At 53.5% G+C, this 23,881-nt stretch carries 26 protein-coding genes and 2 pseudogenes; 15 read left to right on the top strand and 13 right to left on the bottom strand.

The annotated features are described in order from the left end of the window. The first annotated feature begins 40 nt into the window (after nt 1-40). Both MK323_07035 and MK323_07030 read left to right on the top strand, forming a co-directional pair. Nucleotides 41-1,351: a phenylacetate--CoA ligase family protein gene (locus tag MK323_07035; protein MCH2481913.1), complete on the top strand. Its 1,311-nt coding sequence runs from the start codon at nt 41-43 to the stop codon at nt 1,349-1,351. Then, entirely contained in the window at nt 1,348-2,103 is a 756-nt protein-coding gene (locus MK323_07030; GenBank protein ID MCH2481912.1) for an enoyl-CoA hydratase/isomerase family protein, read from the top strand. Before MK323_07035 ends, MK323_07030 begins: the two co-directional genes overlap by 4 nt. On the opposite strand, the gene MK323_07025 is transcribed toward MK323_07030, so the two are convergent. The 3 genes from MK323_07025 to MK323_07015 form a co-directional block, all read right to left on the bottom strand. After that, nucleotides 2,100-2,600, bottom strand: a complete 501-nt coding sequence (locus tag MK323_07025; GenBank protein MCH2481911.1) for a hypothetical protein — start codon at nt 2,598-2,600, stop codon at nt 2,100-2,102. The genes MK323_07030 and MK323_07025 overlap by 4 nt on opposite strands. 21 nt (nt 2,601-2,621) lie before the next feature. Continuing rightward, nucleotides 2,622-3,815, bottom strand: coding sequence for a M20 family metallopeptidase (locus MK323_07020; GenBank protein MCH2481910.1), 1,194 nt, complete (start codon nt 3,813-3,815; stop codon nt 2,622-2,624). 132 nt (nt 3,816-3,947) lie between these two features. After that, nucleotides 3,948-4,769, bottom strand: a complete 822-nt coding sequence (locus MK323_07015) for a hypothetical protein (GenBank protein ID MCH2481909.1) — start codon at nt 4,767-4,769, stop codon at nt 3,948-3,950. A 188-nt stretch (nt 4,770-4,957) separates the two neighbouring features. On the opposite strand from MK323_07015, the gene MK323_07010 reads away from it, so the two are divergent. The 4 genes from MK323_07010 to MK323_06995 all read left to right on the top strand — a co-directional run bounded on the left by MK323_07010 (nt 4,958) and on the right by MK323_06995 (nt 9,551). Then, entirely contained in the window at nt 4,958-5,392 is a 435-nt protein-coding gene (locus tag MK323_07010) for a cobalamin-dependent protein (protein MCH2481908.1), read from the top strand. Nucleotides 5,393-5,403: 11 nt separating this feature from the next. Continuing rightward, nucleotides 5,404-7,092 carry an acyl-CoA mutase large subunit family protein gene (locus MK323_07005; GenBank protein MCH2481907.1) on the top strand — a complete coding sequence of 563 codons (1,689 nt, stop codon included), beginning with the start codon at nt 5,404-5,406 and terminating at the stop codon, nt 7,090-7,092. A 2-nt stretch (nt 7,093-7,094) separates the two neighbouring features. Continuing rightward, nucleotides 7,095-8,042: a methylmalonyl Co-A mutase-associated GTPase MeaB gene (gene meaB / locus MK323_07000; protein ID MCH2481906.1), complete on the top strand. Its 948-nt coding sequence runs from the start codon at nt 7,095-7,097 to the stop codon at nt 8,040-8,042. Between the two features lie 294 nt (nt 8,043-8,336). Beyond that, a complete protein-coding gene (locus tag MK323_06995) occupies nt 8,337-9,551 on the top strand; it encodes a CoA transferase (protein ID MCH2481905.1) in 1,215 nt (404 codons plus the stop codon). A 211-nt stretch (nt 9,552-9,762) separates the two neighbouring features. Here the strand turns inward: MK323_06995 and MK323_06990 are convergent. The 3 genes and pseudogenes from MK323_06990 to MK323_06980 form a co-directional block, all read right to left on the bottom strand. Further along, nucleotides 9,763-9,919 (bottom strand): annotated as a pseudogene (locus MK323_06990) (aminopeptidase P family protein). A 59-nt stretch (nt 9,920-9,978) separates the two neighbouring features. Further along, complete coding sequence (locus tag MK323_06985) at nt 9,979-10,329, bottom strand: nucleotide pyrophosphohydrolase (protein ID MCH2481904.1); 351 nt, start codon at nt 10,327-10,329, stop codon at nt 9,979-9,981. Nucleotides 10,330-10,331: 2 nt separating this feature from the next. After that, nucleotides 10,332-10,586 (bottom strand): hypothetical protein, encoded by a 255-nt coding sequence (locus tag MK323_06980; protein ID MCH2481903.1) that lies wholly within the window; start codon nt 10,584-10,586, stop codon nt 10,332-10,334. A gap of 44 nt (nt 10,587-10,630) precedes the next feature. On the opposite strand from MK323_06980, the gene lysW reads away from it, so the two are divergent. From lysW to MK323_06950, 6 genes are read left to right on the top strand one after another with little or no spacing between them, the layout of a single operon-like run. Beyond that, nucleotides 10,631-10,795 (top strand): lysine biosynthesis protein LysW, encoded by a 165-nt coding sequence (lysW, locus tag MK323_06975; protein ID MCH2481902.1) that lies wholly within the window; start codon nt 10,631-10,633, stop codon nt 10,793-10,795. Next, nucleotides 10,792-11,625, top strand: a complete 834-nt coding sequence (gene lysX, locus MK323_06970; protein ID MCH2481901.1) for a lysine biosynthesis protein LysX — start codon at nt 10,792-10,794, stop codon at nt 11,623-11,625. The genes lysW and lysX overlap by 4 nt, the downstream gene beginning before the upstream one ends. Continuing rightward, nucleotides 11,622-12,647, top strand: coding sequence for an N-acetyl-gamma-glutamyl-phosphate reductase (gene argC / locus MK323_06965; GenBank protein MCH2481900.1), 1,026 nt, complete (start codon nt 11,622-11,624; stop codon nt 12,645-12,647). The genes lysX and argC overlap by 4 nt, the downstream gene beginning before the upstream one ends. After that, nucleotides 12,613-13,293, top strand: coding sequence for a hypothetical protein (locus MK323_06960; GenBank protein ID MCH2481899.1), 681 nt, complete (start codon nt 12,613-12,615; stop codon nt 13,291-13,293). The genes argC and MK323_06960 overlap by 35 nt, the downstream gene beginning before the upstream one ends. A 2-nt stretch (nt 13,294-13,295) precedes the next feature. Then, nucleotides 13,296-14,087, top strand: coding sequence for a [LysW]-aminoadipate kinase (locus tag MK323_06955; GenBank protein MCH2481898.1), 792 nt, complete (start codon nt 13,296-13,298; stop codon nt 14,085-14,087). Beyond that, nucleotides 14,084-15,229, top strand: coding sequence for an aspartate aminotransferase family protein (locus MK323_06950; GenBank protein MCH2481897.1), 1,146 nt, complete (start codon nt 14,084-14,086; stop codon nt 15,227-15,229). The genes MK323_06955 and MK323_06950 overlap by 4 nt, the downstream gene beginning before the upstream one ends. A gap of 10 nt (nt 15,230-15,239) precedes the next feature. On the opposite strand, the pseudogene MK323_06945 reads toward MK323_06950, so the two are convergent. The 3 genes and pseudogenes from MK323_06945 to argS form a co-directional block, all read right to left on the bottom strand. Further along, nucleotides 15,240-16,244: pseudogene (locus MK323_06945) on the bottom strand (thiamine pyrophosphate-dependent enzyme). Nucleotides 16,245-16,394: 150 nt separating this feature from the next. Continuing rightward, nucleotides 16,395-16,943 carry an SPOR domain-containing protein gene (locus tag MK323_06940; GenBank protein MCH2481896.1) on the bottom strand — a complete coding sequence of 183 codons (549 nt, stop codon included), beginning with the start codon at nt 16,941-16,943 and terminating at the stop codon, nt 16,395-16,397. A 61-nt stretch (nt 16,944-17,004) separates the two neighbouring features. Next, nucleotides 17,005-18,741, bottom strand: a complete 1,737-nt coding sequence (gene argS / locus MK323_06935) for an arginine--tRNA ligase (protein ID MCH2481895.1) — start codon at nt 18,739-18,741, stop codon at nt 17,005-17,007. Nucleotides 18,742-18,936: 195 nt separating this feature from the next. Between argS and nudC the strand changes: the two genes are divergently transcribed. Together nudC and MK323_06925 are read left to right on the top strand one after the other, a co-directional pair. Continuing rightward, a complete protein-coding gene (gene nudC, locus MK323_06930; protein ID MCH2481894.1) occupies nt 18,937-19,884 on the top strand; it encodes an NAD(+) diphosphatase in 948 nt (315 codons plus the stop codon). A 108-nt stretch (nt 19,885-19,992) separates the two neighbouring features. Next, nucleotides 19,993-20,205 (top strand): cold shock domain-containing protein, encoded by a 213-nt coding sequence (locus tag MK323_06925; protein ID MCH2481893.1) that lies wholly within the window; start codon nt 19,993-19,995, stop codon nt 20,203-20,205. Between the two features lie 7 nt (nt 20,206-20,212). Here the strand turns inward: MK323_06925 and MK323_06920 are convergent, their stop codons facing one another. Continuing rightward, entirely contained in the window at nt 20,213-20,422 is a 210-nt protein-coding gene (locus tag MK323_06920; GenBank protein MCH2481892.1) for a hypothetical protein, read from the bottom strand. A gap of 303 nt (nt 20,423-20,725) precedes the next feature. Continuing rightward, nucleotides 20,726-22,012 carry a glutamate-1-semialdehyde 2,1-aminomutase gene (gene hemL / locus MK323_06915; protein ID MCH2481891.1) on the bottom strand — a complete coding sequence of 429 codons (1,287 nt, stop codon included), beginning with the start codon at nt 22,010-22,012 and terminating at the stop codon, nt 20,726-20,728. Nucleotides 22,013-22,133: 121 nt separating this feature from the next. On the opposite strand from hemL, the gene MK323_06910 reads away from it, so the two are divergent. Next, entirely contained in the window at nt 22,134-22,304 is a 171-nt protein-coding gene (locus MK323_06910; GenBank protein ID MCH2481890.1) for a rubredoxin, read from the top strand. Between the two features lie 19 nt (nt 22,305-22,323). Here the strand turns inward: MK323_06910 and prmB are convergent, their stop codons facing one another. Beyond that, on the bottom strand, nt 22,324-23,208 hold the full coding sequence (gene prmB / locus MK323_06905) for a 50S ribosomal protein L3 N(5)-glutamine methyltransferase (GenBank protein MCH2481889.1): 885 nt from the start codon (nt 23,206-23,208) through the stop codon (nt 22,324-22,326). A gap of 28 nt (nt 23,209-23,236) precedes the next feature. Continuing rightward, nucleotides 23,237-23,845 (bottom strand): SCO family protein, encoded by a 609-nt coding sequence (locus MK323_06900; protein ID MCH2481888.1) that lies wholly within the window; start codon nt 23,843-23,845, stop codon nt 23,237-23,239. Nucleotides 23,846-23,881 lie beyond the last annotated feature (36 nt).

Below are 23,881 nucleotides of genomic sequence, written 5' to 3'. Positions count from 1 at the left end.
CCACCCAACTATTGTGGCAGCAGAAATCCGCAGGCCAGGCATGACATTTATAGTGAATGCGCCATTTCTACCTCTACCGGATCTAAGAGAGGTTCAACAGAACAACTGGGCTCAACAGCGCCAGCACTTATCCAATTCAGAGTTCTACCGACGATACCACCCAGCGGCACCGTTCTCGTTCCCGTTAGATCTGGACGATATTGCTGAACTTCCTCTAACAGATAAGGATATGTTGCGGACCGATCAGTCTGTACATCCGCCTTTTGGTAGCTATCTGGGGTTCCCGTCTAACCGTGTCGTACGACTGCATCGTACGTCGGGAACAAGCGGCCACGCGATGAACATTGCGCTGTCGAGTGCTGACGCTTTGATGCAGGCACACATTGCCGGCCGCAGTCAGTCTGCAGCAGGTTTGGGTCCGGGCGACATCGTGGTTCACTGTCTAAATTATCAGTTGTGGATGGGTGGCCTGACAGACCACCTCGGCCTAGAAAGTACCGGCGCTCTGGTCGTGCCGTATGGCAGCGGGGGCAGCGAACTTCTTATACGTACAATTCTCGATGTGGGTATTAATGCGATCTCCTGTACACCGTCTTACCCGGCACGGCTGGAACAGGTCATCACCGAGCGCTTTCCGGAGTTGACTCCCCGCGATCTCGGTCTGCGCAAGGGATTCATGGGCGGTGAAGCCGGACTCGATGACCCAACGTTCAGGCAACGCCTGGAAACAGTGTGGGGTATGCAAGCGATGAATGCCAACTATGGCGTCAGCGACTTCCTGTGCAACTTCGCCGGTCAGTGTACCGATCAGGCTGACCTTCATTTTCTGGCGCTTGATGTGGCGCTGCCTGAGTTGGTTAACGTCAATACGAGCGAACCACAACCCTGGCGAGCCGGTACCGAAGGAGAACTGGTTTTAACCAACCTTTCGAAGGACTGTCAGTCGCTGGTTCGGTTTCGGACAGGCGACCTGGTGCGCCTGACCAGCACCGATATGTGTCAGTGCGGTCGGACCGCACCGCGATTCCGGGTTATTGGCCGTACGGATGAAATGATCGTTGTCCGGGGTGTAAATACCTATCCCTCTGGCGTATCAGCCGCGGTCCTTTCTTGTCCCGAATTGAACGGTGAGTACCGAATTCGCCTGACACACAAAGGGCCCTACGATAGGCTGCCGCTGGAAGTTGAGCTGAACAATAGTGCCCACCCGTCGGATCATCTCTTGGCTCGACTCTCCCATCATATTGGCCAAGTGCTTCGACTCACCGTGGAGCTTAAGCTCCTGGCGCCGGGCAACCTGCCCCGAAGCGAAGGAAAAACCAAACGCGTCATCAAGGAGTATTTGTCATGAACACAACAGTGTTGTATTCAGTGTCTGAAGGCATCGCAACGATCACCTTGAACCGCCCACATCGGTTAAACGCGATCAATCCTGAATTGCTTTCGGGTTTCAAATCGGCTCTGGATCACGCTAACGCGGATGCCGATGTCCAAACGATTATTTTGTGTGGTGCTGGCCGCGCGTTCTGTGCGGGTGACGATCTGAAGGAATTTGATCAGCAGGTCCGCAATCCGGCCGAGACACGAGCGTATATCGAGCACATTCAGGACATTACCCGCGGGCTCTGTCTTAACGACAAGATGGTGGTCGGCGCAATTCATGGCTGGGCTGTGGGTGGTGGGCTCGAATGGACCATTAACTGCGACTTTGTCGTGATGGCTCAGTCCTGTCGATTTTTTTTTTCTGAAATCTCGCTGGGTGTGTTTGTCACCGGTGGTGTGACCCGCCTGTTGGTTGAACAGATCGGCCTTCAGAATGCGCGAGAAATGATTTTGCTGGGTGAACGCTACAGCGCAAGCGACGCTGCAGAACTGGGATTTAGTTGGCAAATCGCGGAAGATGATGAGGTTATGCCGCTGGCAAGGTCTCTCGCACAACGGATCGCTGTGTTGCCTGCCGGACCGGTGAAAAATCTCAAACTGGCCCTGCGGAAATCACCGACTGCTGACCTGGAATCAGCCATGGCATTGGAAACCGAAGCCACACTCGAGGGGTTTCTCGATCCATTGTCCGCGGATCGGGTTCGTGATCGGCTGTCTTAGAGATATTTACGGATAGTGTGGTGACGCCGAGGATCGATACGCCGGGCTATCTCCAGATTCGATAATGTGCCGTTTCGCTTACGCAGCGCTGTTGCCACCCGGCGCCACCAGCGTAGATCCCCTCTTTTGACCTGTTGCCTTTTGGTCTGTGTACTGGCTGCGTGTTCACTGTCTATCGCATCCGTCAGCCCTGCGGTTAAAGCCAAATCCAGCAGATCCAACATACTTGCGGTTGCACGCTCAGCATCGTTTTCTTTCAGCCAGTTTTCCACACAATAGGTCTGGTAAAGCAAACGCGCGGTGTCAATAACTTCCTTACGAGAGTAAAAAAGCGATCTGCCAGAATCGTCTGTTTCAGGCACTTGATGCGTATCCAACAGGTCAAGGCAGGCAGGCCAACCACTGGGCAAGCCAAGTGTCGTTAGTCTCTGTTCAGCCTGCCGTCTACACCCCAGCACAAGCCGTCGAGCTGGCGATGTTGTGCGTTTACTGACCATTTTCCACGTCATCCTGGTCGGTCAAGCCGATCCATCAAGACTCGTCAGTACGATGGCCGCATGCATCGCAACACCGACAGCCATTGCATCCTCATCGATCAGCATGTGATTTGAGTGGCACGGCGCTGCCGTACCTTCTGTTCCCGGTGGCGCTACTCCCAGAAATGCGAATGCGCCGTTATAACGCTGTAGCAGGTAGGAAAAATCTTCGGCCGCCATGAACGGCTCTGGCATTAAGCGATAGCCTTCTTCTCCGAGCAGGGCCTTTGCCGCCGCTGCGACGAGTCCTGAGCCCGCAGCATGATTGATGGTTGGTGGGTATCCACGTTTGAGCTTGGCCTCGCCCTGCAGACCGTGAGCGACAGCGATCTGCTCGATTAGACCGCAAACACCGGATGCCAATCGTTCTCGGGTGTCTTCCGACAAAGAGCGCAGGGTGATGTCGAGTTCTGCACTTTGGGGTATGACGTTATTGGTTGTACCGGCCTGTATTCGCCCCACCGTTGCAACTACCGGCTCAAATACGCTGAACCGTCGAGTGACCAATGTCTGTATGGCCTGCACCACCTCGCATGCGACCGGTACAGGATCTGCAGCGTTATGCGGCATGGAACCATGGCCTCCCCGGCCGATGATGCGGCCGTGAACAGTATCGGCTGCGGCTAGGATTGGTCCACTGCGACAACCCACCACGCCTGAGGGAAGCTCTGGTGCGACGTGCAGAGCAAAAACCGAGTCGGGTTTTCCGCCCGCTTCTAGCACACCTTCATCCAGCATGACCTTGGCTCCGCCATATCCTTCTTCTCCGGGTTGAAACATAAACAAGACGTTGCCACTGATATGTTCTACACGTTCACTCAACAGATGAGCGGCACTGGCAAGCATAGCGGTGTGCGCATCGTGGCCACAGGCGTGCATACGTCCCGGTGTTTGGGATGCATACGGCAACCCGGTGTCCTCAGACATCGGCAGTGCATCCATATCACCACGCAGCAGGACATTGGGGCCTGGACGAGCGCCGCGCAGGATCGCTACTAAACCCGTTGTCGCCTGCGATAGGTTGATCTCTAGATCCAGACCGGATAGGCCATCCAGAACAGTTGCCCGCGTCCGTGGCAGATCCAGCCCCAGCTCCGGTTCTCGGTGAATATCCCGCCTCATTGCCACCGTCTGCGATTGCAGGGCCCGCGCACCGGTCAGTAGTTGCTCGTACATTGTGTTCTCATCAGTGTTATTGGAATAGTGTGACAGCTCAGTTCAGATGATAGTGCACATCTCCGGGTCCAGAACAGCCCCGCCGGCGTAGCCGAGTTGAGAGTCCTTGGACGACTGGAGCTACCAGGGTCTTCACAACAGTGTTACCAGAAATGCCGCTACCTCGCGAGCGAATCCGAGATCAGACCAGTATCGAAGATGAGAAAACGGTGTTCGGCTGATCATCGCACCCCCGACATTAATCAATCGATCATCGCTCACAACCCGCGCATAGGCAGCGTTGACCGATTTCAGTGGCCAGGCCAGGACATCGTCTGGATCATAATAATTCAGCCATCGGGCCTTTGACTTCAGGCGTTTTGCTAGCCGCGGTGGTGGAAAACTGATCGGCACGATCTTCGGACAGGCAAACGTAAACAGCGGTATATTGCAACCGAACGTAATGATTCCTGTCAGCCAGTTCATTCGCTCAAAAGCAGACAACTCCTGTCGAGGCCAACGCTGGCTGTCCCAGACATAATTTGACAGGATATGACCGCCGAAAGAATGTGCCAAAACAACCATTGGCACCGGGTGGCTACCCAGCTGATCGTGATAAAGCGAAGCGATGTTCTGCTGAATTCGTTTATGAACGACGCGGTAGACTCTTAACTCATCAGAAGAAGCTCGTCCGGCCGACAACTGGCGATAGCCTGTGGCATCTCCCAGCACCGTAACCACCAGTTCGCGCAGTCGGTGCGCTCTCAACGATGCGGTGTCCAGACTTCGTTTGAGGTAGGCTTTCTCTGCAGGCGCGAGGATGTCATCCCAGTAGACCGGCTGCCAAGCGATTGCATCCGGTTCATACCCTTGTACGACCAGCTGCCGTTCAATGTTACGCATCATGCGGGCGGCATAATCGGGTCGCTGACGACCGATGCCGTGGATCATCACTACTGCGAGTTGCTTAGGCATGTCTCGATCAATCTGAGGTGTGAGGCAACATCTTTACAGGCTCTCGAGATACAAGTATAAAGTCAGCGGTTATCCAGTTGAATTAGATGCCGATCGGTGGCCCTTGTCAGTCGACGCAGCCACAACTGCAGCGAGTGCTTGCGCTGTTGATTTAATCACTTTGATACGACGCTGACCGAACAAATACCGTGAACGCACCGAACCAAATACCTTACCGAATACTCGTCACCAAGGTCGGTCTGGATGGCCACGATCGGGGTAGCCGCATCGTCGCTGCATATTTGCGCGATGCCGGCATGGAAGTCATCTATACACCCCCTTGGCAGTCTCTCGACGCCGTAGTACGGCTGGCCGGTGATGAAGATGTTGACCTTGTCGGAATAAGTTCTTTATCGACCGACCACCTCATTATTCCAGATCTCATGTCCCGACTCACTGCTGCGGACTTGACCCATGTACGAGTCGTGGTCGGAGGCATCGTCCCTGATGAGGAATACCCGCTGCTACTCGAATCTGGAGTCAGCGCCATACTGGGCCCGGGAACAGACCGGGGCACAATCGTTGAACAAATCAGCGGCTTCGCTGCAGCCGCCCGCCACGAACGAGACACCGAGTTTATATAGGAGGAGCAGTCATGCGTCGGCGCACAAACCCTGCCTCAACTGATCTCTATGATCAAGCCCACGCTCAGTGGGAGAAGGAATACGATCAAAACATACACAGCAAAGTCCCGGTGCAAAACCGTTCCGGCATCCCGATCCAACCCCTGTATGGGCCAACCCGAGATAGCGCTGAAAACTACCTTGAGGCCCTGGGCTTCCCCGGCCAGGTACCTTATACCCGGGGCATCTATACAACGATGCATCGAGGCAAGACCTGGAGCCAGCGTCAGTTAATCGGACAGGGGACGCCAGATGAGTACAACAAACGGGTCTTGCAATTGATTGATGCCGGTACAACCGCGATCAGCCTTATCCCCTGCAATTCTGTCTACCGTGGGAACGACTGCGACGATGTGCCTTTGCCGCTTTTGGGTACCTGCGGCACAGTGATCAACACAGCGGACCACATGGATTCGGCTTTGAAGGGTGTGGACATTGGTTCAATTTCAACTGCCATGAACGACCCCTCACCATTTACCCTGCTGTCGTTCGTGCTCAATACTGCTGATCGACGCAGTATTTCCTGGCAACATATCTCTGGCACCTCTAACCAAAGCGATTTCCTTTCACACTTTGTTGCAAACCACATGTTTTTCAGGTTGTCGCTAGAAGGCGCCAGACGAATTTTGGTCGACCACATCGCTTTCTGCCGTCAACGGATTCCCCACTGGAACCCATTATCAGTGGTTGGGCAGCATATGCAGCAAGCTGGTGCCACACCGGCCCAAGCTATGGGTTTCACCCTGTCATCAGCCTTGCAGTACGGCAGAGACTGTCTTGAGCATGGTATGGATCCTGACGATTTCCTACCCCGATTCACCTTTTTCTTTGATATCTCAATGAGTCTTTTTGAAGAAGTGGCAAAGTTTCGCGCGGGGCGGCGAATCTGGGCTAATCTGACGCAGAACGAGCTGGGTGCAAAAACCGCCCATGCTCGGCGCTTTAAGTTTCACGGCCAGACTTCAGGAGCAGACCTGACGCGTCAGCAACCACTCAATAATATCACTCGCGTCTCTACCCAAGCTATCGCTGGCATCCTGGGTGGATTGCAGTCGTTACACACAGATGCCTATGATGAAGTGAGCAATGTCCCCAACGAACACCCGGCACGTATTGCAGTTGCAACCCAGAATATCCTCCGCGAGGAGGCCGGCCTGTGCGACGTAATCGACCCACTCGGTGGTTCATGGTACGTCGAAGACCTCACAGACCAGATGGAAAAAAAGATCCTTAATGTCATGGCTGTGGTGGAAAACGAGGGGGGTATGTTCAAGGCCGTCGAATCGGGATTGGTTCAGCGCATAATCGGGGAATCGGCTCTCAACTGGCAAAGTCGCGTTGACAGCGGCGAGCAGAAAATTATCGGTGTCAACTGCTACCGCACGCCGCCTGCTGAAGACCAGCAAACGGTGACCCCGACCGTACGACCTGCTGCAGAGAAGATGCGTGCCCAAGTAGAACAGTTACGTCGCTTCAAAAACGAGCGCAGCCAGGCAGACGTCAAACGCACCCTGGCCGAACTGAGCCGCGCTGCCAACTCGAAAAACGACAATGTGTTTAGCAAAGTGGTCGAGGCGACAGCCGCCGGCGTTACCCATGGAGAAGTTGTCGGCTGTCTGCGGCAGGAACTTGGATTTGGTCATCCGCTTATAGTTGACTGAATTTGGACGTCCTGGAATCAAAACCAAGATCACTGATCCGCGCGCTGAAAGCCGGTGACCGTCGCGCAATTGGCCGGGCGATCACCCTCGCCGAAACCGATCAGGCCCGGATCACCGGCCTGTGCCAGGAAATCGGGCCGCACACCGGCCACGCGCAGATCATCGGTATCACCGGACCACCAGGATCGGGTAAATCCACGCTCATCGACGGGCTGATTTCCACGCTAAGGAGACTTTCACACACTGTCGCCGTTGTTGCTGTGGATCCGTCGAGTCCGATCAGCGGTGGCGCAATTCTGGGTGATCGACTGCGTATGCACAGTCACAATGCTGATGATGGCGTATTTATTCGATCGCTTTCCACGCGAGGTCATCTCGGAGGCCTTACTCCCGCCGTTCACAGCATCATCGATATTCTTGAATTCGCAGGCTTTGGCCGCATCATCCTGGAAACTGTAGGTACTGGCCAGTCTGAAATCGAGATCGCTGAAATAGCGCAGACCATAGTCGTTCTGTGTGCGCCGGGAATGGGAGACCATGTCCAGACACTGAAAGCTGGAGTGCTTGAGATAGCTGACATTCTGGTCGTCAACAAAGCAGACCTGGCAGGTGCCGATCTAACGGTTCAACAACTCAAGGCGATGCTGGCGCTTCGACCGCCTGTGCACGGCCAGGTGCCGGTTTTGCAGACGACAGCAACGACTGCCAGCGGACTCGATGAGCTGGTGGACGCGATCGTTTATCATGGAGTAAAAGACGGTGGGGATAGCACCAGGCGACGGCGAGAGCGTACTCGCCGCCTGCTGGCGAGCCGGGCCGGCGCCCTGCTGCAGGAGCGGCTGCTGCGACACGGCGACGGTAACCTCGACGCGATCTGCGACACCCTCGAGCGCGGTGAACGCTCCCTCGAGGACAGCGCCCGCGACGTACTCAAGCTGAAATACACCTGATCGACCAACCAACCTGCCCAAGTCAACAACTGCGAACGTTTCTCGCCCCAGTCAATTGGTTAGAATCTCCAACTTTCATGCGATAGGATTCTCTGTCCTTTGAACCTGAATCTGTACAGCTTCCCCAGACGCTTTCCCCGCTTGGATGTTCGATGCTGACTATGTTTGCGCCAATTGGGACCGGCCGGGGATTTGCGCAGAGGAATTGGTAAAAAGGTGCGCCAACGCAGCTGCGAGAAATTTTTGGAACTTAATTAGGAAAACCTGAATGATACTGAATGCCACGAGGCCACGATGAGCGGCCCGCTCACTGGAATTCGCGTGTTCGATCTGACGCGCGTTTTGGCAGGACCGAGTTGCACACAGATCTTGGGCGATCTCGGCGCCGATATCATCAAGATCGAACGGCCCGAAGTTGGCGACGATACTCGAAAATACGGCCCCCCGTTTGTACTTGACGTAGATGGAATCGAAACCACCGAAAGCGGCTATTACCTCTCTGCCAACCGCAACAAACGCTCGGTAACATTGAACCTCACCAGTGCCCAGGGCCAGTCCTTGGCCAAGCGAATGATCAACCAATGCCAAGTCCTAGCTGAAAATTTCAAGGTCGGAAATCTCGCCAAATTCGGCCTCGATTACGCGAGCCTCAAGACCGACAATCCAGGACTCGTTTATTGCTCAATCACCGGATTTGGTCAAACTGGGCCTAAGGCCAAACGACCCGGATATGATTTCATGGCACAAGGCCTGGGCGGCATCATGAGCATTACCGGGCCACCTGGCGGAGAGCCACATCGCGTTGGCATCCCCATTGCTGATTTGACGGCGGGCCTCTGGGCAACCCTATCCATCAATGCGGCACTACGACACCGCGAAGTGACTGGAGAAGGCCAGCATCTGGATATCAGCCTGTTGGATACCCAGGTGTCTTTGTTATCGATCCAGGGCCTGAATTACCTTACTTCGGGGGAAGTGCCGGGACTACTGGGCAACGCACACCCAAATATTGTGCCTTATCAGGTTTTCCCTACTGCCGACGGTAACATCATCGTAGCTGTTGGCAATGACGACCAGTTCAAACGATATTGCGAGTTTGCTGGCGTACCCGAGCTGATCAATGATGAACGTTTTGCCACCAATAAAGCGCGCGTGCAAAACCGTGAAGCACTCACCCAAATCCTCAACGAGGTGATGCAGCAAAAACCATCGGCTTATTGGCTGAAAGAGTTGGAGAACAATAAAATCACCTGCGGCCCCATCAACAACATCGACCAGGTTTTCGCCGATGCCCAAGTCATAGCCCGTGACATGCGAATCGAAATGGACCATCCCGCCGCCGGCGAACCGGTCAGTCTGATTGGCAGCCCATCGAAAATGTCGGTAACGGAGGTATCCTATCGGCACGCACCACCCATGCTAGGCCAGCACACCGAGGAGGTGCTTGAGGAACTATTAGGCCTCGATACCGCCGAGTGCGATCGGCTCCGCGAACAGGGCGTGATTTAGGGCAATTCTTAATAGTGCTTTTTTAAAGGGTCAAACTTTGATAGGGCAAGTAAAACCATAGCGGCAACATGCACAATGCCGAATAACCTAGGCTAGTGCGACGACTTAAGTGCTTTTGCGATATTGTTATGACTGCTCCTGTAGTTCGTGCATCTTGCGCGTCACGTGCCGATTTAACCGGCCGCACCTTCAGGTCTCTTTCCAAGATAGGCGAGAGATCTGCACAATGGCCGTAAGGCCCGACCAGGTCCGTGTCGACCGAAATGATCTCGCCGAAGCCCTAAACATAATCAAAACACTCGCTGTACCAGGGGCTGGTGTGTACCGGCGGTACCTAGCCGGGTCACCAGCCACTCACTGTCCGACCGAAGGATCCGGCCTATCCAGTGGGCAACGGCCAAGGTCGAGCATCGACAGTGTGGCCTGCTTAGAGCTCGGTGTACTTGGCGGTCAGGCCCCGGGCCTTCTCGATCGGGTACTTGCGGCGGTTCTGTTTCATCTTATTGACCGTCGCCTGTTCCAGATCAATTCCCAAACGCCGGGCCACCATCAAGGTATAGATCAGAATATCGGCTAACTCTTCGCCAACCGCCTGACACTGATCGTCAGACAAGTCTTCGCTCTGGTCAGCCGTCAACCACTGAAAATGTTCTACAAGTTCAGCTGCTTCAACACTCAAGGCCATCGAAAGGTTCTTGGGTGAGTGAAACTGGTGCCAGTCTCGTGCCGAGACAAAAGCTTCGATATCACTACTGAGTTGCTGAAGAAAGGTATCCACCGTTATTTTCCTTTACCTGTGGGTAAACTGGCCCCGCTGCGCAGAAACAGCAAAACCAGCAGGCGGGATTCACAACCGGTTTTGCAATATGACGCACGGCCAAAACCTTCATTTAAACAGATAAGACCTGCCGTGGCATTACCTGGGCTGGTCCAGATTTGGCACATAGCTGCGCCAGATGCGATGATAATCTGGATCACTCGCCCTGACACGAGCGTCACACTAGAATAGGCCGCCACTAAAATCAGAGATTTCATTTTATGCAATGGATCTGAACTGTGATTACAATCGGAGAAAACTTATGAGTGAATGCCCCGTATGCGGTGCCCAGATTACGCTGGCAACCGATACTGTCGTCGGAGAACTATTGGAGTGTCCCGACTGTGGCTCTGAACTGGAAGTCACTGAACTCAATCCACCAACACTCGCTGAAGCACCAGAGACCGAGGAGGACTGGGGAGAATGAGAGTAGGCTTCCTTCACTCGCTGATCAGGAAGGAGGAAAAACTTCTGATTGACGAGTTCAGGCAACGGAATGTCACGCCCATAATGCTTGATGATCGAAAACTGACTTTTGACCTTGAGTCGATCCCCGATATTGATATTGTCGTAGAACGCTGTATCAATCATTCCCGCGCTATGCATGGACTGCGGCTTTTCGAGAGCCTCGGTATTCGCTGTATTAATTCATCCGAAGTTGCTCGGGTATGCGGTGATAAGATTCTGACCTCTCTTGCGTTAAAAGAAGCTGGTCTGGCCCAACCATCGGTTCGCGTTGCTTTTACTGAAGATTCAGCGCTGGTGGCAATAGAGGAACTGGGGTACCCGGTAGTACTAAAACCTGCGGTCGGCTCATGGGGCCGCTTGTTAGCCAAAGTCAATGACCGCGAGTCTGCCGAATCGATCCTCGAACACAAAACAGTTCTTGGCAGCTACCATCACTCGATTTTCTACATCCAGAAATACGTCGAGAAACAAGGTAGGGATATACGCAGTTTCGTGGTCGGCAACGACTGTATTGCGGCGATCTATCGCAGTTCGTCTCATTGGATCACCAATACAGCGCGAGGTGCCGTCGCAACCAATTGCCCGGTAACCGACGAGATCGCATCGCTTTCGGTCGCTGCGGCATATGCAGTAGGCGGCGGCGTGCTTGCTGTCGACCTCTTTGAATCAACAGAAGGCCTGCTGGTCAATGAAGTCAACTACACTATGGAATTCAGGAATAGCATTGAATCTACGGGAGTTAATATTCCCGGCCGTGTTGTCGAATATGTACTGGAACAACTAAGGTGATTCGCGTATCCATTGTCGGAGGTTCTGGCTACACCGGTGGCGAATTGTTGCGGCTGCTACTGTTTCACTCCGAAAGCACAGTGCAGCAGGTCACCTCAGAACGATCTGCTGGAAAGTTTGTTCATAATGCCCATCCCAATCTGCGCGGCATAACTCGGCTGAAGTTCTGTGCAGTGAATGAACTTGAGTCATGTGATCTGTTGTTTCTCTGTCTGCCGCATGGAGAAATCATGGCCAGCATAGACCGTTTTCAGACACTGGCTCCGCGACTGATTGACCTCAGTGCTGATTTCAGGCTGACCGATGCTGAAAGCTATATGCGATGGTATGGCCGGCCACATTTACGCCCTGACCTACTTGGCACTTTTGCTTATGGCGTGCCGGAATTCAACCGTGAAAACATCATGCAGGCAGATCAGGTCGCCTGCGCCGGTTGCAACGCCACTGCCAGTACGCTGGCTGTACGTCCACTCGTGCGGCGCAATTTGGTTGAGTCTGTTGTCATCGAAGTCAAAGCGGGCTCTAGTGAAGGCGGTAATACAGGGAGCGATGCTTCACACCACCCGGAGCGCAGTGGGGCGGTGCGATCCTACCAACCTACGGGCCACCGACATGTGGGCGAAATGAAACAGGTGCTCGGTGATATCGCAATTCATTTTTCTGCAACCTCTATCGAGATGGTGCGCGGTATCCTTGCGACCTGCCATGTCTTTTTGAACGATGATTTGGACGAAAAAGCAGTATGGAAAATATACCGCGAGGACTATTCAGAGGAACCTTTTATACGGATCGTTAAAGAACGCAGTGGCATCCATCGCTATCCAGAACCCAAACTCCTGGCAGGTACCAACTACTGCGATATCGGGTTCGAGCGGGATGCCTCGTCCAACAGACTGGTGGTCATCAGCGCTATCGACAACTTGATGAAGGGCGCCGCTGGACAGGCCATACAGTGTTTCAACCTTATGCATGGATTTGACGAGACCTGTGGCCTCGAATTTCCGGGCCTGCATCCTATCTGACAACCTGCCGATGTGTCGTTTACTGTGGGTGCATGCTGCACAACCTTTCCGGATTTCCGACCACCTGCTGCATTTCGCTGCATTATCACGCGACAGCTCAGAATATCAGGGACACGGCTGGGGTTGTGCCTGGCTTCAAGACAATCAGTGGCAAATCTACCGGAATATCTCACCCATCTGGCAGGATGACATCTCACAATTCGGCGCCACTACTCTGCTTGTCGCTCATGCCCGAAGCGCTTTTCGAGATGAGGGAATTGCGGTTGAAAATAACATGCCGTTTTTCGACGGTAAGCGGGTATTTGTATTCAACGGTCAACTCCACGGTGTGCGGATCAAGGAGGAAGGGCGCATCGGCGCGGAAAAGATCTTCAACTACGTCAAACGATTTGACCATGGTGATCGACTCAAGGCCCTGACCAGAGGCACTGCGATCATCGAAAAAAGAACCCGCTACGTGCGTGCCATGAATTTGATTATTGCCGATACAACGTCTTCGCACCTCGCCACCTTGTACAATGAAAATCAGGCATACTTTCAGATGTACCGTGGACAGGAAGGAACGGCCGACATTGTCTGCTCCGAACCCTACCCCGGCAGGATCCGGTGGCAACCTATTAGTAACCGCAGCATCTTGACACTTTAAACATGTTGATTATCAAAGTCGGTGGTGGCGCCGATATCAATATTCCAGGCGTCGTGAACGATCTTGCCGCGTTAGATGACCCGTTTGTTGTGATACTTGGAGCCAACGCACTGCGCGACAGTATCGGCGAACGTCTGGCGATGACCAAACAGGAGCTGACTTCACTGTCTGGCTATACCAGTGTTTATTCTGACGAGTCAGCCATAGACCTCATCATGATGACCTATGCTGGCCTTCGCAACCGTCGTTTTGTCGAGCTTTGCCAACGCCAAGGTGTCAACGCGATCGGCCTCAGTGGTCTGGATGGCCGCCTCATTCAGGGCGAAAGAAATCGCGGTATTCGAGTTCGGGAGGGGGGCAAAACAATCCTTAAGCGGGATTTTTCTGGCAAACCCCGTTCCGCAAATACCACCCTGCTGGAACTGTTGCTGAAACACGAATACCGCCCCGTGATCAGCATACCCATCATCGACGAACAAGGCCATGCCATCAACTCTGAAAACGATGACATCGTAAATGTTCTGCAGAAAGGGCTCAATGCGACCAGAATTCTGCAGTTGATTGAGGCCCCCGGCTTTCTTGATAATCGGAAAGATCCGTCGAGTCTGGTACCCCAGATGAGTCAAGCAGAGTTGGCGCAGCGCGAACAGCAGGTAGAAGGCCGTATGAAACGTAAAATGCTGGCTTTACGCACCCTCTTCACCGCTGGTGCAGCAGAGGTGGTTATCGCAGACGGCCGAGTAGAACACCCCGTTCGGGATGCACTGGCAGGCTGTGGAACGATAATTCGATGAACGGTAGAGATTACGAAGAACGCTTCGCTTTACCGGTCTATCCCCGGCGGGGTGTGACCATCGTTCGGGGTGAAGGTGCCTTGTTATGGGATGATCAGGGAAATGAGTATCTGGACTGTACGGCTGGTGTAGGTGTTGCCAACATTGGTCACGCCAATCCAGCCGTAGCGACTGCTCTTGCGCACCAGGCAGAAAGCCTGATCACCTGCCCAGGTATATTTTTCAATAACACGCGCGGGCAGTTGATGAAAAAACTGGTCGAGATTACACCGCCCGGTCTGGAGCGCGTGTTTCTCTGCAACTCTGGCACGGAAAGCATTGAAGCGGCGATCAAGTTTGCACGAAAAACGACCGGGCGCAGCGGGCTGGTAACGGCGATGCGCGGATTTCACGGACGCACGCTGGGCGCACTCAGTGCAACATTTAAATACCGTGACGCGTTTGAACCTTTGCTACCGAACTGCAGCTTTGTTCCCCTTAACAACATCGATAAGTTAGACGCAGCCATCGATGACAATACCGCGGCCATCATTTTGGAACCTGTTCAGGGTGAGGGTGGTGTCCGTCCAGCCAACGCAGATTACCTGGCAGCGGCTCGTCAGTTATGCGATGACCGGGGGGTGCTTCTCATCATTGACGAAGTGCAGACCGGCTTCTGTCGTACTGGTGCTTTCTTTGCCTGCCAGCATCATGACCTTTCGCCGGACATGCTGTGCCTGGCCAAAGGGATTGCTGGTGGCGTCCCCATGGGTGCTGTCGTGTGCTCTGCGCGTGTCGATCCCGGCATAGGTGCTCATGGCTCGACCTTCGGTGGTAACCCCTTGGCCTGCGCCGCAGCACTCGCCGCCATTGAATTCATGCAGACCCAGCAACTGGCAGAACAAGCCAGGGTACGGGGTAATTATTTTGCTAGCCAGTTTGGCGCTCACCTGCCGGAACGGGTCAGAGATGTACGCCAGATCGGCCTGATGATCGGTATTGAACTCAAGGAAAAGGCCACTCCCTATCTGCAGGCCCTGCTGGACCAGGGCATACTGGCGCTGCCAGCCGGACCTACCGTGATCCGGCTGCTGCCGCCGCTGGTCATCACTGAAGCACAGCTCGACACGGTGATCGATAAGCTGCGCTTGGTACTCGCCTAACCCGTTTCGATCATCCCCCGGCTTTCAGATCCGATAATGTTCGGCTGGGTGTGATTGCCTCAGGATCGACAATCAGTTCTATCAGCGCGGGACCTGAAATTTCGAGCCCACGCCGCAGGGCCGGTAGAAATGCCGCGGTTTCCTCAACTCGTTCTGCATGAGCACCGTAGGCCTGGGCCAGCGCACAAAAATCAGGGTTAACAAGTTTCGTACCGATGACTCGGCCGGAGAACTGCCGTTCCTGATGCATCCGAATCGTACCGAACATCCCGTTGGTAACAACGACAATCACCACAGAAAGCCGGTACTGTACAGCGGTTGCAAGCTCCCCTGAAAACGAAACCCGGCCACGACACGAAGATTCCAGTCTTTTGAGAACTGCTGAATTTTCTCTCTCGCGTCCGGCTGCCAACCCCGTCCGCCAATGATCATGATCGGCTTTCGGGCAGCTTTAAGCCTTTATTCGAACTCCGCAACAGCTGCCGCGGCCGGCGCCGATTCCACACGCCGAAACGATGCGACAGGCTGATCAGCCGTTGTATCCCGCAGCATGTCTTCCGGTAAGGCGATCACAACCGGTCCGGCACGACCGTTAACAGTTGCATGAAAAGCACGGCTAACTACTTCTGGAATCCGATCCACATCTTCAATCTGTTCTACCGCTTGGCGGCATGTCCAAACATCGCTTTGTAATCTACTTCTTGAAATGCTTCACGCCCAATTGTGCCACGCTCAATCTGACCAACGAACATCACCAGAGGTGTCGAGTCCTAAGAAGCGATGTGGATACCTACTGCCGCGTTACTCGCCCCAGGCCCACGGCTGACAAAACACACCCGGGGCGGTGGGTGAGTTTGCCGTAGGCATCTGCCATCATCGCCGCACCACCTTCTTGTCTGCAGATGATGGTGCGAATCGACTCCACACTATGCAAACCATCGAGTGCCGATAGAAAACTTTCTCCTGGCACACAGAAAACATGATCTGTACCCTGTTGCTGTAGGGACTCAATCAATAATTAACCGCCAGTTTTGTTTATTTCCATGCCGCTATCTCCCGGCACGATAAACAAAAAACTAGAAAATATCCGTCAAGCAAGACAATGGTTACACTCAGTTTGTCCGGGCCAATGGCGCTTCTGCGTATGTGTTTCACTTTTGTGTGCTCAGGGTCGTGTTGAGACTTTTAGCCACAAAGTCTTAAACCCCATCTGCTCGAGTTTGCGATTCGCTTTTTCCAACTGTCCCATGGTCCTGAACGGACCGACCTGCACGCGAAAAATCTGTCCTTGACCTTGAATATTGACCCTCTGTATCGCTGGTTCAAAGCGGGTGATTGCCAGTCGGGCCTTCATTTTCTCCGCGATTGACTGTTTGCTGTAAGACCCCACCTGGAGCATGTAATATCCATCGGTATCCTGGATCTTGACTGATTTCTTGACAGGCTCTTTGCTGGTTTGTGTTCGCGGCGCGGTCTCTTCGACAGACACAACTCGTTCGACATCTGGCAGCACCGTGTAAAATTCAAAGCTAGCGCGAACAGGATCGGTTGACGGGGCTATCTTGCTGGCCGTATTGGCAACCTCACCCTCCTGCGACTCTGTAAACAATTGTTTCAGTCCAGCACCTATTCGGTCCGGATCGCCACTTTTCATGCCGTTGTACATAATGGTCCCCGCCCAACCACCCACCAGGCCCACAGCCAGTGTAAACATCAGCGACACTATTTGTCCTGGCCGTAATCTTACGTTCCTTCGGCGCCAGGGGAACATCTGTTCACATACTTGTCGGTGCCGATACACCGAGTAGACCGAGCGCGTTAGCCAATACGACTCGGGTGGCGTCTATCAGCGATAATCTGGCGTTTCGCAGAGGTGCATCAGCAGCTATAAAAGGATGTGCGTTGTAATAGGTGTGGAATTCGTTGGCGAGATCGCGAACGTAATACGCAACGAGGTGAGGTTCGTAGCTGCGTGCGGCAGTTTCGACAACTTCTGGATAGCGTGACAGTTCACGCAACAATCCCAGTTCGCGTTCTTCCGTCAACAAACCAAAGTCAGGATCATCAAGGTCTACAGCTATGTCTTTTTCGAGCAGCTGCTTGAAAACGCTGCAGATCCGCGCATGGGCGTACTGTACATAGTACACCGGGTTATCGCTGGACTGGGACTTTGCCAGATCCAGGTCGAAGTCCATATGCTGTTCAGGTTTACGCAGGGCATAAAAAAAGCGGGCCGCATCGATACCGACTTCCTGGCGTAATTCACGCAGCGTTACAAACTGCCCACTGCGCGTTGACATAGAGACCTTTTTACCGCTGCGGTACAGTACGGCGAACTGCACCGTTAATACTGTGAGCGCATCCGGCTCTTGGCCTAATCCTGCGATCGAAGCCTTGACCCGCTCGATATAACCATGATGATCCGCGCCCCAAATGTTGATGGCATGATCAAAACCACGTTCAAACTTGTCCAGGTGATAGGCAATGTCAGTTGCAAAATAAGTGTGGTTTCCGTTGGCCCGGATTACAACGCGATCTTTTTCGTCGCCGTAGTCAGTTGTGCGCAACCACAATGCACCATCTTTTTCATACATCAGACCGTTTTCGGTCAACTTCTCCACGACCCGTGCAACTGCATTTCCTGTGACCAGAGTGTTTTCCGAGAACCAGTGATCAAAAGTTACTCCAAACTGTGAGAGGTCTTCACGAATGTCATCGACCAGTGTATCTCTGGCCAAATCGTGTATCCGAGTAAAGCATTCCTTACCGAGTAAGGTTTTTGCGCGCGAAATCAGTGTATCGAGCAATTGATCACCGTCTGTGGGCAAAGAACCGATGATGGCGTCTAACGGCTGTCTCAAATCCTCCCCCAGATCGCGATGCAGGCTCGCTGCAATATCGAAAACGTAATCTCCCTGGTAAGCGTTAGCAGGAAATTCGAATTCTTCGCCACACAGTTCCAGGTAACGTAAGAACACACTGACCGCCAGGATATCCATCTGACGCCCGGCATCATTGATGTAGTACTCACTCGCGGCATCGTACCCGGATGCTCTGAGTACCCGAACCAGCGCATCGCCATAGGCGGCACCCCGACCATGTCCCACGTGAAGTGGGCCAGTCGGATTGGAGGACACGAACTCCACCAGAATTCGTTTTTGCTCTCCGGCGTCGCAACAACCGTAGTTATCCCCGGCTTTTCGGATCACAGGGATCAGTTTATAGAACGCATCATGGGTCAGAAAGATATTGATGAAACCCGGTCCAGCCACCTCGGTCCTGTCGATCAATGTGTTCTCCGGCAAGCGGGAGCGCAGCAAACTGGCCAGATCGCGTGGTTTCATTCGGGCGGATTTGGCCAATGTCATCGCAATGTTGCAGGCAAAATCGCCGTGATCTCGCTGCCGCGTTCGTTCGATGTGAACATCGGCTGGCACGTCTACACAGATTACGCCTTCCTCGATCAGAGCTGAAACGGAAATTTTCAGCAGATCGCTGAGTTGCTGGCGCATTATGGTTTTAGGATCTTGGGCGGTAATGTTGATCGACAGTGTTCAGGTCACACATCGCGAGATGTGCCGGAACTCTGTGTACAGGGATTCTAACCCCAGAACGCCAGCGACTTAAACGCTGCGTCCTGTAGTACCCTTACCCATGCTTAACTGTGCTCATGCACGAATCAGGTCGCCGTCGGGAATTCGCCAACCATGAACCACTTACAACTTAGTTCACTCAATCTGTTCTCAAGTCAGACCACCGACCGCGCGCCGGAGCAGCGCAATACCGAAACAACATTGGCCTGTCTGATCAACAGCGAATCCAGTCGTTTCTTACCGGTCTCGGGCGGGAATGTGTTTGTCCGGCGGGAAGCGTCTGGCTACCGGGCAGCTTTACTGTCGTTGCGCGAATTCGAAAAAACCTTCGGCGTGCTTGATGAATATGTTTACCTGGGGCGCGAATTTGATCGGCATTATTTTGCAGCCATAGTCGAAGAAAACTCCTCTGAGTATGGAGAATTCGCCGACCTCCGGACTTTTGCCGCATTACTGGACGAGCGTCATGCTGCACTTTTGAGTTATGCCCGAGCCATCGTCAATTGGCGACGGACTCAGGCTTTTTGCGGTTCGTGTGGTGCCCGAACGGTAGCCCGTTTCGGTGGGCATATGCTCCAATGCACTGCACCGCAGTGTACCCGTCAACACTATCCGCGGACCGATCCGGCGATTATCGTGCTTGTTGAGCTCGGTGATGAAGCACTTTTCGGTCGCAAAAGCGAATGGCCAGAGAACCGCTATTCCACCATCGCTGGATTTGTGGAACCAGGTGAAAGTGCAGAACAGGCAGTCATCAGGGAGGTCGCTGAAGAAACGGGAATACAGGTTGAAAGCGCACATTATCATTCATCGCAACCGTGGCCATTCCCAGGTACGCTGATGCTCGGATACCAGGCGCAGGCTGCTAGTCGTTCGATTTCCTTAAATGATAAAGAACTTGAAGACGCACGCTGGCTGAGTCGCAAACAAATCAGCGAAGGATTGGCAACGGGGCAATTTCAGCTGCCGACGGACATTTCCATTTCGTTTCGGCTGATTGAAGATTGGTACAACAAAAAAGACGGGGCATCACTGAGAACATTACGAGATCACCATCAGTAAAGATAGGTAATTAATGTTTGCGTTCAGGGGCAACACCGTTACAATGGGCGCTAGGGAAGCACCGTGTGTTTGCTTTCTGATCTTGAAGTAACCCTGTTTGGAGGAGTTATGTCGGAACGACATGTAGGTACAGTGAAGTGGTTTAACGAGCGCAAGGGCTATGGTTTCATAGCGCAGGAAAACGGAGACGATGTTTTCGTTCACTACCGCGAGATCCGGGGTGAAGGTTTCAAGACGTTGACCGAAGGTCAGCGCGTTGAATTCAGCCTTACCACCCGGGATAAGGGCCCAGCCGCTGAAGACGTAGCACCAGCGGACTGACCAGTTGTCAGCCGACCATTCCGGTCGGCCGGCTGTTCCCCGTCGCGATCTGGTTTCTTATTGCCGTGCGCAAGCACGGTAACGGCTGCTCTCGTCCGCGTGAAAAGGGTTGACCGTGGAAGCTTCTGCCGGGCTTGTTCCTGATCAGTGGACTGGCCTTGGTGATTGCTGTCTGTGTGACGGTCACCCTGGCTTTGACCGAGTCCGATGACGACATTCAGATCCTCTCGTTTTCAGCCCCGTTGATGGCGATAATCTCTGCGTAACCTTTGGCAATCCTAGCTGTTGTAGTAGCGCAGGTCAGGTTAATCAAAATCTCTTGACGATAGCGGCCGGAGTGTCGTCAATCTTGCACTGAGTACATCACTGTACCTGTTGGTCATTATGTTTTTGATGTTCGTACTCGTCGGCTTCATCTTAACTATGGCACTGATGGTTACGCACATCACTTTTATCCTGCTGAGCAGTGCGCGGGTTTATCGAAAGTTACCAATGCAGTATCTATTGTGATTTAACTTTTTCAATTGAGTGTTTTCAGTACCTGACGCACAGTTTCTAGCGTCCGATCAATCTCTAAATCCCCATGAGCTGATGAGATAAAACCGGCTTCAAACGCCGAAGGTGCCAGGTAGATGCCCGCTTCAAGCATGCCATGAAAGAAGCGACCAAATCGATCGGTGTCGCACGCCATGACATCAGCGAAACTGCTCACTGTATCTGCTTCGGTAAAGAACAACCCAAACATAGCGCCCACATGGTTGGTGGCCAATGGGATGTCCGTGTCTGAGGCGGCGCTGTGCAGACCTTCAATGAGTTTGTCGAGTCGCCCCGCGAGGCGTTCATAAAACCCTGCTTCAAGCACCTGTTGCAGAGTGGCTATCCCCGCAGCCATTGCCAACGGGTTCCCGGAAAGAGTTCCAGCCTGGTATACCGCTCCCTGAGGTGCCAAGTGGGCCATGATTTCGGCGCGCCCACCGAAAGCCCCAACCGGTAATCCACCCCCAACCACCTTGCCCAGTGTGGTCAGGTCGGGAATGACGTTGTACAGCGCCTGGGCGCCTGCGGCGGCGACCCTGAATCCTGTCATAACCTCGTCAAATATGAGTACAGTGTCGTATTGATCACACAATGCTCTGAGGCCTCCAAGAAACCCAGATTTAGGTGGTACGCAATTCATATTCCCGGCAACAGGCTCAACAATCACCGCGGCCAACTGTTCCCCCACCTCGTCGAACACCGTTGTTACCTGTTCCAGGTTATTAAATTCCAGGGTCAGCGTATGCTCAGCCATCGCTGCAGGCACACCCGGCGAGGTTGGCACACCAAGTGTAAGGGCGCCTGACCCGGCTTTGACCAGCAGTCCGTCAGCGTGCCCGTGGTAGCAACCTTCAAACTTGATTATTTTGTCCCGGCCGGTAAAGCCACGGGCCAATCGGATAGCGCTCATTGTGGCTTCTGTACCTGAATTGACCATTCGCACCTGCTCGACGGATGCCACAGACGAGCAAATCAGTTCCGCCAACTCAGTCTCCATAGCGGTCGGTGCACCAAAACTCAAGCCTTTCCCCGCTGCCTCCCGTACGGCAGCCACCACCGTTGGGTCGGCATGACCCAAAATCATCGGTCCCCAGGAACACACATAATCGATGTATTCTTTCCCATCCGTATCATAAATATAGGCGCCGTGTGCGTGATCGATAAATACGGGTGTGCCCCCCACGGCTTTGTAAGCGCGAACAGGTGAATTCACACCACCCGGTATGACTTTCTTCGCGGCGTTAAACAACCGCTGATTGGTGTCTTTCATTCTGATGCTCCGGTGTTGAAGACTCTGCTTGTGTCAGAAACAATTGCGCCTGATCTGAGTGCGCCGAAAAAAAGCTTTCGGTTAGAATGCTCTACTTTGGCTTATAAGGTAAGAAACCCCTATGGAGTATAAGACGTGGATGTGTGTCATCTGCGGTTTCATTTACGATGAGGCTGAGGGTCTGCCGGAAGACGGCATCGATGCAGGTACGCGCTGGGAAGATATCCCCGATTCGTGGCAGTGCCCCGATTGTGATGCAACCAAGATCGACTTCGAAATGATCGAGATCTGACGATCGAATATCTGAGTGTCTATACAAAACTCTGCCCATAAGTATCTAGTTCATCGGCTGACAACACAAACACCACCGATTCGCCATTCGCTGACATAAGCCAGGTAAACGGTACCCTAGCCCAGGCATTTTCGACAGCCAGCGCCGCGCTACCGGCTTCTACCACCAGTAATCCCCGCTGAGTAAGGTGTGCCCGCGATTCTGCCAAAACCTGCCGAATTATCGTAAGCCCATCTACACCGCCACTGAATGCTATTTCTGGCTCGTGGCTATATTCAAGCGGCAGTTCATCGATCAGTTGGTCTGTAACATATGGGGGATTACAAAGAATCAAGTCGTACCGACGACCAGGCAACGCTGTAAACAGATCGGATTGGATCAGCCGGATTCGATCACTCACCGCGTGGCGACGAGCATTTATAGCCGCCACAGCCAATGCGTCCGTGGAAATGTCCACAGCATCAAATCTGGCCCGGTTCAGAACCAGGGCAAGTGCAACAGCGATACAACCACCCCCAGTGCACAAGTCGAGCACATTTTGCACACCGCTTGGATCAAGCCAGGGTTCAAAACATTCCGGTATCCACTCGCCAATGTGAGAACGCGGGACTATCGCGCGTTCATCGATGTAGAACTCGGTCTCCGCGAACCAGGCACTGTTGAGAATATAGGCCAATGGTTGTCGGCTGCGGGTCCTTTCCAAGACCAGTTTTTCAGTTTCAGCCAGCTGCTGTACTGACAATTCCTGTGTCCAGTCTCCATCGAATGTGCCGACATCAATGCCTGATGCTGCCATCACCAGCCAGGCGGCTTCATCACGCGCGTTGTCTGTACCATGCCCAAAATAAAGCTTCGCGCGCTGGAGCTGCTGTTCCACTTCGGCCACACAATCTGCCAGTTTCATTTGCCCACTGCCCCGGTCAGCCTAAAGCTCAACTGGCCAACTGATTGCGCAGTTCCTGAACTATTTCCTGGCTTGTCAGCCCCTGCAACAGTTTCTGGACCTTGCCATCCCGCCCAATCAGATAGGTTGTGGCTGTATGATCCACGGTGTAACCCGCAGCTGAACCCCCGGCTTCAACTTTCCGGTAACCCACAAAATAGAGTTTTGCCACTTCTGAGACCTGTTCCCCGGTGCCGGTTAGGCCAACAATCTTGTCGTGGAAAAATGCTGCGTAAGCGCTGGCCTTTTCCGGTGTATCCCGATTGGTGTCCACGCTGACAAAAATCCCTACCACCTGTTCAATCTCTGAGCTCGAAAGATCGTTGAAGGCAACCCGCATTTTTGCGAGTTCAGTCGGGCAAACATCTGGACAGAATGTATAGCCGAAAAACAACAAGACCACCTTCCCTTTGAAATCGGCCAGTGAGACCTCACCGTCCTTTGAGACCAACGTAAAGTTGCCACCGACCGTGGCGTAAGGGTTTGTGACTTCACGGTCCTGATATTGGGTCCACAGTCCGGCAGCCAACCCAACCAGAACGGCAATCATCAGTGACACCAGCAGTCGCGGTTTTCGCACCAGCACTCTGAGGTTCATGTGCGATACGTGAGTCGGCGCCAATCGGCGCCACAG

This window comes from Gammaproteobacteria bacterium, assembly GCA_022450155.1.
Lineage (GTDB): Bacteria > Pseudomonadota > Gammaproteobacteria > Arenicellales > UBA868 > REDSEA-S09-B13.
The sequence above is the reverse complement of the archived record's forward strand: the minus strand, read 5'-3'. Positions and strand labels throughout refer to the sequence as shown.

Bases quoted from the DNA above. Each gene is read 5' to 3' on its own strand.
- MK323_07035 (MCH2481913.1), top strand. From the start codon at position 41: ATGACATTTATAGTGAATGCGCCATTTCTACCTCTACCGGATCTAAGA.
- MK323_07030 (MCH2481912.1), top strand. From the start codon at position 1,348: ATGAACACAACAGTGTTGTATTCAGTGTCTGAAGGCATCGCAACGATC.
- MK323_07025 (MCH2481911.1), bottom strand. From the start codon at position 2,600: ATGGTCAGTAAACGCACAACATCGCCAGCTCGACGGCTTGTGCTGGGG.
- MK323_07020 (MCH2481910.1), bottom strand. From the start codon at position 3,815: ATGTACGAGCAACTACTGACCGGTGCGCGGGCCCTGCAATCGCAGACG.
- MK323_07015 (MCH2481909.1), bottom strand. From the start codon at position 4,769: ATGCCTAAGCAACTCGCAGTAGTGATGATCCACGGCATCGGTCGTCAG.
- MK323_07005 (MCH2481907.1), top strand. From the start codon at position 5,404: ATGCGTCGGCGCACAAACCCTGCCTCAACTGATCTCTATGATCAAGCC.
- MK323_06995 (MCH2481905.1), top strand. From the start codon at position 8,337: ATGAGCGGCCCGCTCACTGGAATTCGCGTGTTCGATCTGACGCGCGTT.
- MK323_06980 (MCH2481903.1), bottom strand. From the start codon at position 10,586: ATGAAATCTCTGATTTTAGTGGCGGCCTATTCTAGTGTGACGCTCGTG.
- lysW (MCH2481902.1), top strand. From the start codon at position 10,631: ATGAGTGAATGCCCCGTATGCGGTGCCCAGATTACGCTGGCAACCGAT.
- lysX (MCH2481901.1), top strand. From the start codon at position 10,792: ATGAGAGTAGGCTTCCTTCACTCGCTGATCAGGAAGGAGGAAAAACTT.
- MK323_06955 (MCH2481898.1), top strand. From the start codon at position 13,296: ATGTTGATTATCAAAGTCGGTGGTGGCGCCGATATCAATATTCCAGGC.
- MK323_06950 (MCH2481897.1), top strand. From the start codon at position 14,084: ATGAACGGTAGAGATTACGAAGAACGCTTCGCTTTACCGGTCTATCCC.
- MK323_06940 (MCH2481896.1), bottom strand. From the start codon at position 16,943: ATGTTTACACTGGCTGTGGGCCTGGTGGGTGGTTGGGCGGGGACCATT.
- argS (MCH2481895.1), bottom strand. From the start codon at position 18,741: ATGCGCCAGCAACTCAGCGATCTGCTGAAAATTTCCGTTTCAGCTCTG.
- nudC (MCH2481894.1), top strand. From the start codon at position 18,937: ATGAACCACTTACAACTTAGTTCACTCAATCTGTTCTCAAGTCAGACC.
- MK323_06925 (MCH2481893.1), top strand. From the start codon at position 19,993: ATGTCGGAACGACATGTAGGTACAGTGAAGTGGTTTAACGAGCGCAAG.
- MK323_06920 (MCH2481892.1), bottom strand. From the start codon at position 20,422: ATGTCGTCATCGGACTCGGTCAAAGCCAGGGTGACCGTCACACAGACA.
- hemL (MCH2481891.1), bottom strand. From the start codon at position 22,012: ATGAAAGACACCAATCAGCGGTTGTTTAACGCCGCGAAGAAAGTCATA.
- MK323_06910 (MCH2481890.1), top strand. From the start codon at position 22,134: ATGGAGTATAAGACGTGGATGTGTGTCATCTGCGGTTTCATTTACGAT.
- prmB (MCH2481889.1), bottom strand. From the start codon at position 23,208: ATGAAACTGGCAGATTGTGTGGCCGAAGTGGAACAGCAGCTCCAGCGC.
- MK323_06900 (MCH2481888.1), bottom strand. From the start codon at position 23,845: ATGAACCTCAGAGTGCTGGTGCGAAAACCGCGACTGCTGGTGTCACTG.